At 62.8% G+C, this 11,090-nt stretch carries 9 protein-coding genes and 3 pseudogenes; 3 read left to right on the top strand and 9 right to left on the bottom strand.

The window, feature by feature from the left end; translation table 11 throughout:
• Positions 1-68 precede the first annotated feature (68 nt).
• Entirely contained in the window at positions 69-647 is a 579-nt protein-coding gene (locus tag G3436_RS07490; protein WP_163943089.1) for a hypothetical protein, read from the bottom strand.
• A 193-nt stretch (positions 648-840) separates the two neighbouring features.
• Between G3436_RS07490 and G3436_RS07485 the strand changes: the two genes are divergently transcribed.
• Together G3436_RS07485 and G3436_RS07480 are read left to right on the top strand one after the other, a co-directional pair.
• The gene (locus G3436_RS07485) at positions 841-1,248 is read left to right on the top strand and encodes an NUDIX hydrolase (protein WP_163943086.1); all 408 of its coding nucleotides are present in this window, start codon (positions 841-843) and stop codon (positions 1,246-1,248) included.
• Positions 1,245-1,883, top strand: coding sequence for a LysE family translocator (locus tag G3436_RS07480; RefSeq protein ID WP_163943084.1), 639 nt, complete (start codon positions 1,245-1,247; stop codon positions 1,881-1,883). The genes G3436_RS07485 and G3436_RS07480 overlap by 4 nt, the downstream gene beginning before the upstream one ends.
• 3 nt (positions 1,884-1,886) lie before the next feature.
• Here G3436_RS07480 and metR read toward each other — a convergent pair whose 3' ends face one another.
• On the bottom strand, positions 1,887-2,804 hold the full coding sequence (metR, locus tag G3436_RS07475; RefSeq protein WP_163943081.1) for a transcriptional regulator MetR: 918 nt from the start codon (positions 2,802-2,804) through the stop codon (positions 1,887-1,889).
• A 218-nt stretch (positions 2,805-3,022) separates the two neighbouring features.
• On the opposite strand from metR, the gene G3436_RS07470 reads away from it, so the two are divergent.
• Positions 3,023-4,015 carry an alpha/beta fold hydrolase gene (locus G3436_RS07470; RefSeq protein WP_163943079.1) on the top strand — a complete coding sequence of 331 codons (993 nt, stop codon included), beginning with the start codon at positions 3,023-3,025 and terminating at the stop codon, positions 4,013-4,015.
• Here G3436_RS07470 and G3436_RS07465 read toward each other — a convergent pair.
• From G3436_RS07465 to G3436_RS07435, 7 genes and pseudogenes are all read right to left on the bottom strand, one after another.
• The gene (locus G3436_RS07465; protein WP_163943093.1) at positions 4,012-4,338 is read right to left on the bottom strand and encodes a GlpM family protein; all 327 of its coding nucleotides are present in this window, start codon (positions 4,336-4,338) and stop codon (positions 4,012-4,014) included. The genes G3436_RS07470 and G3436_RS07465 overlap by 4 nt on opposite strands.
• Positions 4,339-4,358: 20 nt before the next feature.
• Positions 4,359-5,634: pseudogene (aauR, locus tag G3436_RS07460) on the bottom strand (two-component response regulator AauR).
• A gap of 46 nt (positions 5,635-5,680) precedes the next feature.
• Positions 5,681-7,587: pseudogene (aauS, locus tag G3436_RS07455) on the bottom strand (two-component sensor histidine kinase AauS).
• A 66-nt stretch (positions 7,588-7,653) separates the two neighbouring features.
• Positions 7,654-8,388, bottom strand: coding sequence for an amino acid ABC transporter ATP-binding protein (locus tag G3436_RS07450; RefSeq protein WP_163943077.1), 735 nt, complete (start codon positions 8,386-8,388; stop codon positions 7,654-7,656).
• Positions 8,385-9,056 (bottom strand): amino acid ABC transporter permease, encoded by a 672-nt coding sequence (locus G3436_RS07445; RefSeq protein WP_163943074.1) that lies wholly within the window; start codon positions 9,054-9,056, stop codon positions 8,385-8,387. Before G3436_RS07445 ends, G3436_RS07450 begins: the two co-directional genes overlap by 4 nt.
• A complete protein-coding gene (locus G3436_RS07440; RefSeq protein ID WP_163943072.1) occupies positions 9,056-9,802 on the bottom strand; it encodes an amino acid ABC transporter permease in 747 nt (248 codons plus the stop codon). The genes G3436_RS07445 and G3436_RS07440 overlap by 1 nt, the downstream gene beginning before the upstream one ends.
• Positions 9,803-9,902: 100 nt before the next feature.
• A pseudogene (locus tag G3436_RS07435) lies at positions 9,903-10,816 on the bottom strand (glutamate/aspartate ABC transporter substrate-binding protein).
• Positions 10,817-11,090: the final 274 nt, after the last annotated feature.

Below are 11,090 nucleotides of genomic sequence, written 5' to 3'. Positions count from 1 at the left end.
TGCGTTGAAAACAGCCTCGGCTGTTTTAGCCTTGCCTGACCTGCCTGCTTCGAAGGCGGTTAGACCACTTACAGTGGTGGAGGCTCGGTTGCCGTCCTGCTGACAAACTCCAGTCGAAAGGTTGCGTCTTCACCGTAGATCGTCTGTTGACCGATCCCGTAGGGCGTGTAGTCAATACCGACGTTGGCATACCACTGATTTTCGATGACCTTCCTGGAGAACAATTTCAGACTGTCGCGTCCGAGGGCGATAGTGACTCGGGGATTGTCACTGCCTTTATGGTCGATGAACTTCACGTTGAACTGTTCACCGGCGCTGGTGGTAGCACTCAAGGTTTTGTTCAGTACCAGGCTCTGTTTGTAGTAGGCGGCTTTTGCAGCCGAGATGATTCGGTACTGTCCATTTTCGAGGTACCTGAAGTAGAACGCTACCTCCATGTCTTCTGTGGAGTTGACACACAGTGCAGGCGTATAAATTTGAGTAATGCCATATGCCCCACTGGGCAACATCACTATTTTTCCTAGGTCTGACCGGTGGGCCTCTAAGCTTTGTTCGAGCTTGAAGTACGAGAAGCATACCGGCGCGCCATTTGCGGTGATTTTCGCGATGAACGAGTTTTGCGTGATCTGGTCCTCGGTGATAGCCATTTCCCGCTCCTTTATCCTGTGGGTTGCTCGTTGATACAGGGTGTTGGAAGCGTGATTTTAAAACGTTGTGGCGCGCTGCCGACACAGGCACAAATACCAGGTATTGCTGGACGTCGTTGACCTTTGCAGGATTGAAAGCCCTTCGCCAGCATGTGATCCTAATGCGCCTTTTTTCGCCACGAGCCGCCCCACCATGAGCAAAACCATCCGTATCGCCGCCGCCCTCCTGCTCGATGCTCAGGGTCGCACCCTGCTGGTACGCAAGCGCGGTACCCTGGCGTTCATGCAGCCCGGCGGCAAGATCGAAGCCCACGAGCAACCCGTCGATGCCCTGGCTCGCGAACTGTTCGAGGAACTCGGCCTGCGCATCGACCCGCAACAGGCTCACTACCTGGGCCAGTTCAGCGCCCCGGCAGCCAACGAGCCCGGCTTCGAAGTGCACGCCGAGCTGTTCCAGCTGCACACCGATTGCACCGTCCAACCCGCCGCGGAAATCGAGGAAATCTGCTGGGTCGAGGCGCATGCCGTCGATCACCTCGAACTCGCCCCCCTGACCCGCGACCTGATCCTGCCCCTGCACCTGCAAAGGACCGCCCCATGATCCCACTGCACGAATGGCTGCTGTTCACCGGCGCCGCCCTGTTGATGGTACTGACCCCCGGGCCGAACATGATCTACCTGATCTCGCGCTCGATCTGCCAGGGCCGCATGGCCGGCGTCACGTCGCTGATCGGCGTGGTCGGCGGCTTCCTGGTGCATATGACGGCTGCCGCCGTGGGCCTCACGGCGCTGTTCATGGCGGTGCCGCTGGGCTATGACCTGCTGCGCTGGGCCGGTGCCGGCTACCTGCTGTGGATGGCCTGGCAAGCGCTGAAGCCCGGTGCACGCTCGCCGTTCGAAGCCCGTGAACTGGCCCCGGACTCGCCGCTGCGGCTGGTGACGATGGGCTTTCTGACCAGCGTGCTGAACCCCAAGGTGGCGGTGTTCTATCTGTCGGTGCTGCCGCAGTTCATCTCCCCCGAGCACGGCTCGGTGCTGGCGCAAAGCCTGACCCTGGGCCTGACCCAGATCGGTGTGAGCTTCAGCGTGAACCTGCTGATTGCGCTGTTCGCCGCCGGTCTGTCAGCGTGGTTCGTGCGCTACCCGCTGTGGCTGATGCTGCAGCGCTACGTGATGGGCTTTGTGCTGGCCGCCCTGGCGCTGCGCCTGGTGCAGGAGCAGCGCAAGCTGGCCTGAGGCTCAACGTACCGCGCTGACACCGTCCAGGGTCGAGAACGAGGTGTCCTTGGCGGTGAGCAGGAAGTCACGCATGTACGGCGCATCGAGCATGTCGGTGCGCACCGCGGCGTACAGCGTGGCGAACAGGCCTTTCTCGCCCAGGCGCTTGCCCTTCACATAGCCGCGCGAACTGTATTCGTGCAACGCCCAGTGTGGCATGCCGCACACCCCGCGCCCGCTGGCCACCAGTTGCATCATCATCACCGTCAGCTCGGCGGTGCGCACCTGGCCGGGCTCCACATCGGCCGGCTCCAGGAACCGCGTGAAGATGTCCAGGCGGTCGCGTTCCACCGGGTAGGTGATCAGCGTCTCGGTGGCCAGGTCCTGCGGCACGACGTACGGTTTGCCCGCCAGCGCATGCTGGTTGGCCACTGCCAGCATGGCTTCGTAGGTAAATAGCGGCACGTAGGTGATGCCCGCCAGGTCCACCGGGTCGGAGGTCACCACCAGGTCCAGGTCGCCACGGGCCAGCGCCGGCAACGGCGCAAAGGCAAAGCCCGAGGCCAGGTCCAGCTCCACTTCCGGCCACGCATCGCGGAACTGGTCGATGGTCGGCATCAGCCACTGGAAGCAGCTGTGGCATTCGATGGCCATGTGCAGGCGCCCTGCAGTACCACCGGCCAGGCGCGCAATATCACGCTCGGCACCGCGCAGCAGCGGCAAGGTGGCATCGGCCAGTTGCAGCAGGCGCAACCCGGCGCTGGTGAAGCGGATCGGCTTGGTCTTGCGCGTGAACAGCGCCATGCCCAGGCGCTCTTCGAGTTCCTTGAACTGATGCGACAGCGCCGACTGGGTCAGGTGCAGGCGCTCGGCGGCTTCCACCAGGCTGTCGGCTTCACGCAGGGCGTGCAGGGTCTTGAGGTGACGAATTTCCAGCACCGGGGTGCTCCATGAGTGATATTGGAGATAAACACGAATTTATTGAGTTTGTCTCATGTTGGCCTGCCTTGTCGACAGGAGCGCCATCTTTCAGAGGCAAAGCCGCCGGCGACCGCCTGGCGGCTGTCATCAAACGGTCACCGTTTTGTGGCAGCGCGCCGTCATGAAGTTCATCAGACTTGCGCCCTAATGGGGATTTGCATTCTGGTGTTTCTTTCATGCGGGCATTCTTGTTTCTTGTGGCGCTGCTCAGCGCCTTTTCTGCGTTGGCGGCACCACGCTGTTACGTCCACGCACCCACCGGACACGCCAGCGTGGGCGCGGTCAACCTGGCCTATCAGAGCATTGGCCGCGACAGCGACCCGGCCTTGCTGCTGGTCATGGGCCTGGGCGGGCAACTGATCCATTGGCCCGATGAGGTGGTGGTCGCCCTGTGCCAGCAAGGCTTTCGGGTGATCCGCTACGACAATCGCGACGTCGGCCTGTCGAGCTGGAACCTGCCACCGGCCGAAGCCAACCTGACCTTCGAAGCGCTGCGCTACAAGCTGGGTCTGCCCGTCTCGGCGCCTTACAGTCTGGGGGATATGGCCGGTGACGGGCTGGGCCTGATGGATGCCTTGCAGGTGCGGCGCTTTCACGTGCTGGGGGTGAGCATGGGCGGGATGATCGCCCAGCACCTGGCGGCCATGGCTCCCGAGCGGGTCGAAAGCCTGACCCTGATCATGTCCAGCTCCGGGGCATCGGGCCTGCCGGCACCGGCACCGGCGCTGGTGCAGCAGTTGGCGCGGCGCAGTGCACCCAACCGCGCGGTGGCGCTGGAACAGCAGGCCGACCTGCTGGCCGCCCTCGGCAGCCCGCAGGTGCAGGATGACCGGCAGGCCTTGCTGCACCAGGCGGCCATCGCCTACGACCGCGCCTTCAACCCCGACGGGGTCAAGCGCCAGATCATGGCGATCCTTGCCGAGCCCAGTCGTATCGCGCTGCTCAACAGCCTGCGCGTGCCGACCCTGGTAGTGCACGGCACCGCCGACCCGTTGTTGCCGGTGATGCACGGGGTGCACCTGGCTGCGCATATCCAGGGCAGCCAGCTACGCCTGATTCCAGGCTTGGCACATCGTTTTCAGGAGCAGTTCAAGGCGCCGTTGCTGGCGGCGGTGCTGCCCTACCTGAAGGCGCACCGCGAAGACCTCAGCCACTGGGCACGGCTTTAATGCAAGCGTACCCATACGCTGACCAGCACGCTGGCGGCCACCAGCCAGGCCACGGCAGCCAGCGCCAGTGACAGCTCCAGGCGCAGCCGGTCGACCAGCACGTACAACGCCGCCAGGTAGACGAAGTAGGGAATGATCGACCACATACCGAACAGGATGGTGGCCTTCAGGTCGTCCAGCGAACGTCCCTTGCCGACGATGTAGTGGGCGATCAAAGCAAAGGTCGGAAACAGCGGGACCAGCCCGGCGATGTAGTAATTGCGGGTCTTGGCCAGGGCCGCGAGGATGAGTACCACCGCGGCGCCCAGGCAGGCTTTGAGAATCAGGTCCACGTCGTGCTCGCTCAGGCCAGGCCGTATTTTTTCACTTTGTCGAACAGGGTGGTCTTGGCCATGCCCAGCTCCTGGCTGGCCTGGCTGAGGTTGCCACCGCTGCGTTGCAGTGCATCGCTGAGCAGGTTGCGTTCGAACGCCTCGACCGCCTCGGCAAAGCCCAGGCTCTGCGCCACATTGGCCCCGGCCTTCTTGAACGCCGGCAGGCCCAGCGCGTGGCGTTCGGCGACATTGCGCAGTTCGCGCACGTTGCCCGGCCAGTCATGCGCCATCAGCCGCGACAGGGTCTGGCTATCCAGCGGGGGGGGCTTCGCGGTCGAAGCGCAGGGCCGACTGCTGCAGGAAGTGTTCGAACAGTTGCAGGATATCTTCGCGGCGCTCACGCAACGGTGGCAGCTCCAGGGTCACCACGTTCAGGCGATAGTACAGGTCGCTGCGGAACTGGCCGGTCTGGCCCAGGGCATCCAGGTCCGACTTGGTGGCGGCGATCACCCGGCAATCCACCGCGATGCTCTGGTTCGAGCCCAGGCGCTCGAGGGTGCGCTCCTGCAATACGCGCAGCAGTTTGATCTGCAGGTTGACCGGCATGCTCTCGACCTCGTCGAGGAACAGCGTGCCACCATTGGCATGTTCGATCTTGCCGATGCGGCGCTTGCCGGCGCCCGTGAAGGCGTTGGCCTCATGGCCGAAGATCTCGGTTTCGAACAGGTTTTCCGGCAGCCCGCCGCAGTTCAGGGCGACGAACGGCTGGCTGTGGCGTCGGCTGAAATCGTGCAGGCAGCGCGCCACCAGCTCCTTGCCGGTGCCGGTCTCGCCTTCGATCAGTACGTTGGCCGAGGTGTCGGCGACGTTGGCGATCAGCTCGCGCAGGTTCTGCATGGCCGGCGAGCGGCCGATGATGCGCCCCTCCAGGGTGTTGCGCTCGGCCAACTGGCGGCGCAGCGAAAACACTTCGCGGGCCAGGCCGCGATGCTCCAGGGCACGGCGCACCACATCCACCAGGCGTTCGGGCGAGAACGGCTTTTCCATGAAATCGTAGGCGCCATTGCGCATTGCGCCCACGGCCATGTTGATGTCGCCGTGGCCAGTGATCAGTACCACCGGCAAACTCTTGTCGCGCGCCTTCAGGCGGCTGAGCAGCTCCAGGCCGTCGATGCCTGGCAAGCGGATATCGCTGACCACGATGCCGGCGAAATCATCGCCGATGCGCTCCAGTGCCTGTTCGGCGCTGCCCACGCCTTCACAGGCGATGTCTTCCAGGGCCAGCGCCTGCTGGCACCCGAGCAACACATGCGGGTCTCTTCGACGATCAGGACGGTAAGGGGCGGTGTGTTCATAGGGACTCGGCGGGTTCAGTGGGGGCATTGGTCAGCGGCAGGCTGAGGACGAACGCGGTGCCACCAGTGGCGGGGTGTTCGACGTTGAGGCTGCCGCCGGCAGCAGCGGCGAGGCTGGCCGACAAGGTGAGGCCCAGGCCCAGGCCGTGCTCTCCCGGTTTGGTGGTGAAAAACGGTTCGAACAGGTGCTTGCGCGCTTCGTCATCGATGCCATGGCCGTTGTCGCGCACACGCAGGCGGTACTTGTCGCCCTGCTGTTCGCCTTCGAGCCACAGCTGCGGCAGCGACACGGCGGCCATGGCATCCAGGGCATTGCCGATCAGGTTGACCAGGATCTGCTCCAGGCGTGTCTGGTCGATACCCAGTTGCTGGTCGGCATAGTCCACGTGCAGTTTAAGGTAGCAGCCTTCGATGCGTGCATTGAGTACCTGCAGCGCAGCGTCCACGGCCTTGGCCAGCGAGGCCTGGCCGCGGTCGTCACCACGCCGTGCGAACGAGCGCAGGCTGGCGGTGATGCGCCCCATGCGGTCGATCAGCTCGTTCATGGTCAGCAGGTTGGCACTGGCGGTTTCCAGCGCGCCGCGCTCCAGGAAGCGCACGGTATTGCCCGACAGCGTGCGCAGGGCGGCCAGCGGCTGGTTGAGTTCGTGTGCGATGCTGGTCGACATCTGCCCGATGGCCGCCAGCTTGCCGGCCTGTACCAGTTCGTCCTGGGCATGGCGCAGGGTCTGTTCGGCATGCCGGCGCTCGCGGATCTGGCCCTTGAGGCGTTCGTTGCTGGCACGCAGGTCGGTGGTACGTTCGGCGATCTTGCGTTCGAGCTGGTTGTTGGCTTCTTCCAGCGCTTCGCGGGCGGCCAGGCGGGTGGCGATTACCTTGCGCCGCTCGTTCCAGGCAATCAGCAGGATCGCCAGCAGGGCAAAGGCCACCGCAACCAGCACGCCCTGGGTCATCGACTCGTGGCGCAGGTCCTGCAGCGGGGTGAGCAGGGTGAAGTGCCAAGGGGTGTCGCTCAGGCGCCGGCTCTGGGCCAGGTAGGCGACCTCGCGGGTACTGTCGCCCAGCTCCGCGTTGGCCGGGAAGGTCAGCTTCTCGACGCCGTCGGCGAGCTTTTCACGGTCCAGCGGTTGCAGTTCGTTGAGCGGGAACCAGTAGTACTGCAGGCTGCGCGCCAGGCGTTCCTTGATCTCGGGGGTGAGCGGGCGCACCGACTTCAGGCGCCGGGCCGGGTCGCTGGACAGAATGATGATGCCGTTCTCGTCGCTGACGAACGCCTCCAGGCGTGCGCGCTGCCAGCGCTCTTCGAGGGCCTCCAGGCGTACCTTGATCACGGCCACGCCGATGATCTTGCCGTGCTCTTCCAGGCCGTGGGCCAGGTAGTAGCCAGGTTCGCCGGTGGTGCTGCCGATGCCATAGAAGCGCCCGGGCTGGCCGCGTACGGCGTCCTGGAAGTAGGCGCGGAACGACAGGTCTTCGCCCAGGTAGCTGTCGACATCGCGCCAGTTGCTGGTGGCCTGCACCGGCCGGTGGTGTCGAGCACATAGATGGCACGGCTGCGGCTGCGCCGGTTGAGGCCTTCGAGGTATTCGTTGACCGCCTGGCGGTGCTCGCCATCGGTTTCGGTCAGCAGGCTGGAAACGCTGTCTTCCAGTTCCAGCAGGCTGGGCAGGTAGGTGTACTTGCTGATCTCGCTCTCGACCGCGCGCGCGTGCAGCTCAAGCTGGCGCTCGCCGGTTTCGCTCAAGGTGCGGATGCCGTTGTGTTCGCTGATCAGGTAGCCGACCGCGCCCAGGCCGATCATCAGCAGGACGATCAGCGGTGGCAGGAACAGGTGGCGGATCAGGCGAGGTTTCACGGCAAGGGCAGGCTTGGCTGGGCGAAAGAGCGTGGGATCGCATTTCATCACAGTGGCCTTGTCACGACCAGCGTCCTCTGCCCAGCGTGGGCCGGGCAGGGCGCCGGGCGGTTGTCAGTGCTGCAGGATCTTGCTGAGGAAGTGCTGGGTACGCTCGTCACGCACGCTCTGGTCGCCGAAGAACTCTTCCTTGGTGCAGTCTTCGATGATGTTGCCCTTGTCCATGAAGATCACCCGGTTGGCCACCTTGCGCGCAAAGCCCATCTCGTGGGTCACGCACATCATGGTCATGCCTTCGTTGGCCAGTTGCACCATCACGTCGAGTACCTCGCTGACCATCTCCGGGTCGAGCGCCGAGGTAGGTTCGTCGAACAGCATGACGATCGGGTCCATGGCCAGGGCCCGGGCAATGGCCACGCGCTGCTGCTGACCACCGGAGAGCTGGCCAGGGTGCTTCTTGGCGTGGGCACTCAGGCCGACGCGGTCGAGCAGGGCCAGGCCCTTCTTGCTGGCTTCGGCTTCGCTGCGGCCCAGTACCTTGCGCTGGGCAATGGTCAGGTTTTCGGTGATGGTCAGGTGCGGGAACAGCTCGAAGTGCTGGAACACCATGCCAACGCGCGAACGCAGCTTGGGCAGGTTGGTCTTGGGGTCGGCGATCGAGGTGCCGTCGACGATGATGTCACCCTTCTGGAACGGTTCCAGCGCGTTGACGCACTTGATCAGGGTCGACTTGCCCGAACCGGACGGGCCGCACACCACCACCACCTCGCCTTTCTTGACGTCGGTGTTGCAGTCGGTCAGAACCTGGAAGTCGCCGTACCACTTGTTGACGTTCTTGATGGAAATCATACGGTTATCCTTTTCTGCAGACGCTTGACCAGTACGGAAGCGGAGAAGCTGATGACGAAGTACACAACACCGGCGAAGATCAGGAACTCGTTGGAGCGTCCGATGATGTCGCCGTTGGCGCGTGCGGAGTTGAGGAAGTCCACCAGGCCCACGGTATATACCAGCGAGGTGTCCTGGAACAGGATGATGCTTTGCTGCAGCAGCAGCGGGGTCATCTTGCGAAACGCCTGCGGCAGGATGATCAGGCGCATGGTCTGCGCATAGTTCATGCCCAGCGCCTGGGCAGCGCCCATCTGGCCCTTGGAGATCGACTGCACGCCAGCCCGCACGATTTCGCAGAAATACGCCGCCTCGAACATCATGAACGCCACGACGCAGGAGGTGAAGGCGCCCACCGGGGTGTCTTCGCCGGTGATCCAGCGCAGCACGAACGGCACCGCCAGGTAGAACCAGGTGATCACCAGCAGCAGCGGGATGGAGCGGAAGTAGTTGACGTAGGCACCGGCCAGGTTGGCCAGCAGCTTGCTCGACGACAGGCGCATCAGCGCCAGGATCGTACCCAGTACCAGGCCACCGACGATCCCCAGGACCATCAGTTGCAGGGTCATGAGCATGCCATTCCACAGGCCGGGAATGGCCGGGATGATGCCACTGAAATCGAAGTCCATTATTTACCCCCCACGGAGATCAGCCCGGGCACTGCGACTTTCTTCTCGACCAGACGCATCAGCAGCATCAGGCTCATGTTCAGCGTGAAGTAGATCAGTGTGGCCAGGGTGAACGCTTCGAACAGGTTGGCCGAAAACTCGGCGGTCTGTTTGGTTTGCGCCAGCAGTTCCATCAGGCCGATCAGCGAGGCGACCGACGAGTTCTTGAACACGTTCAGGAATTCGGAGGTGAGCGGCGGAATGATGATCCGGTAGGCCTGCGGCAGCAGTACGTTCCAGTAGATCTGCGGCAGGCTGAAGCCCATCGCGCGGGCGGCCGATTCCTGGCCGCGTGGCAGCGCCTGGATACCGGTACGCACCTGCTCGCACACCCGTGCAGCGGTGAACAGGCCCAGGCACACGACCACGCTGATGAACGCCGAGGTGGTCGGGTTGAGGTCTTGCTTGTACCACTCCTGCATCCCTTCGGGCAGCAGGTCCGGTACCAGGAAGTACCAGATGAACAGCTGCACCAGCAGCGGTACGTTACGGAAGAGTTCCACGTAGGCCGTGGCGATGCCTGATACCAGGCGGTTTGGCACGGTGCGCATGACGCCGAGTACCGAACCCAGCAGCAACGCGATAATCCAGGCGGCGGCAGCAATGCCGATGGTCCAGCCCAGGCCGGTGATGTACCAGTCGAGATAGACCTCGCTGCCAACGCCGGTGGACTTGAAGAATACGCCCCAGTCCCAGTTGTAATTCATCGGGGTCTCCCCTCAGATCAGTTGTTTCACGGGCACCTTCGAGCATCCGGGGGCGCATGAGGCGCCCTCGATGAAAGGTTAGACACTTACCAGCTGGGGATCAGGACTTCTTTTCGTCTGCAGCTTTGTCGGTGGGATTGGCGATCAGCGCCTTGAGCTCGTCGCTCATCGGGAACATCAGGTTCAGGCCTTTCGGTGGGATCGGGCTCTGGAACCACTTGTCGTAGATCTTGTTGATCTCGCCCGACTTGTAGAGCGCAACGATAGCCTTGTCGACGGCTTCCTTGAACGGGGCATCGCCCTTGCGCACCATGCAACCGTAGATTTCATAGGATTGCGGGGTGCCGGTGACGGCCCAGTCGGCTGGCTTCTTGGCCTTGGCCATTTCACCGGCCAGCAGTGCGTCGTCCATCATGAAGGCCACGGCACGGCCGGATTCGAGCATCTGGAACGACTCGCCGTGGTCCTTGGCAGAGATGACGTTCATCTTCATCTGCTTGTCGGCGTTCATCGACTTGAGGATACGCTCGGACGTGGTACCGGCGGTGGTCACCACGTTCTTGCCAGCCAGGTCAGCGAAGTCCTTGTAGGACGAGTCTTTCTTGGACAGCAGGCGGGTACCGATTTCGAAGATGCCGACCGAGAAGTCGACCTGCTGCTGGCGCTCGACGTTGTTGGTGGTCGAACCGCATTCGACGTCAACGGTGCCGTTCTGTACCAGCGGGATACGGGTCTGCGAGGTGACCAGGTTGTACTTGACCTTCAGGTCTGGCTTGTTCAGGTCCTTTTTCAGGGCCTCGACGATCGCCAGCTGGATGTCGTGGGAGTAACCGACGGGTTTGCCCGAAGCGTCGGCGATGTAGGAGAACGGGATGGAAGCGTCACGGTGCCCCAGGGTAATGGTGCCCGACTCGTTGATTTTCTTCAGGGTGCCGGTCAGTTCAGCGGCGAAGGCTGGAGTGCTGATCAAAGCGGCCGCCACGGCGCGCCCAACAGATGGGGAACGATACGCATCAAATTTTCCTCGACGTTGTTTTTTTTTATTGAGCCGTTGGCGGGCTCTTTCGTTCAGCGAACACTGCAAAGAAGCGGTTGCGCATTCGGGTACTGAGTGTAGAGCATGACTCGTGCCAAGCCCCGACATTGATCATAACGCCATGAAAATACGGGACATTAAGTTTTTTTGACGGGGTATTACGGGGGAAGGGTGTCCGGGATTCCGATTAGTGGCGTTTTGCTCGTTCGGAAAACCGACTGGTGTGTCGTCTTTGCGGGCCTCTTCGCTGGC

The sequence above is a fragment of the Pseudomonas brassicae genome, from assembly GCF_010671725.1.
In the GTDB taxonomy this organism is placed as follows: Bacteria; Pseudomonadota; Gammaproteobacteria; order Pseudomonadales; family Pseudomonadaceae; genus Aquipseudomonas; species Aquipseudomonas brassicae.
The sequence above is the reverse complement of the archived record's forward strand: the minus strand, read 5'-3'. Positions and strand labels throughout refer to the sequence as shown.

Bases quoted from the DNA above. Each gene is read 5' to 3' on its own strand.
- G3436_RS07490 (WP_163943089.1), bottom strand. From the start codon at position 647: ATGGCTATCACCGAGGACCAGATCACGCAAAACTCGTTCATCGCGAAA.
- G3436_RS07485 (WP_163943086.1), top strand. From the start codon at position 841: ATGAGCAAAACCATCCGTATCGCCGCCGCCCTCCTGCTCGATGCTCAG.
- G3436_RS07480 (WP_163943084.1), top strand. From the start codon at position 1,245: ATGATCCCACTGCACGAATGGCTGCTGTTCACCGGCGCCGCCCTGTTG.
- G3436_RS07470 (WP_163943079.1), top strand. From the start codon at position 3,023: ATGCGGGCATTCTTGTTTCTTGTGGCGCTGCTCAGCGCCTTTTCTGCG.
- G3436_RS07450 (WP_163943077.1), bottom strand. From the start codon at position 8,388: ATGATTTCCATCAAGAACGTCAACAAGTGGTACGGCGACTTCCAGGTT.
- G3436_RS07445 (WP_163943074.1), bottom strand. From the start codon at position 9,056: ATGGACTTCGATTTCAGTGGCATCATCCCGGCCATTCCCGGCCTGTGG.
- G3436_RS07440 (WP_163943072.1), bottom strand. From the start codon at position 9,802: ATGAATTACAACTGGGACTGGGGCGTATTCTTCAAGTCCACCGGCGTT.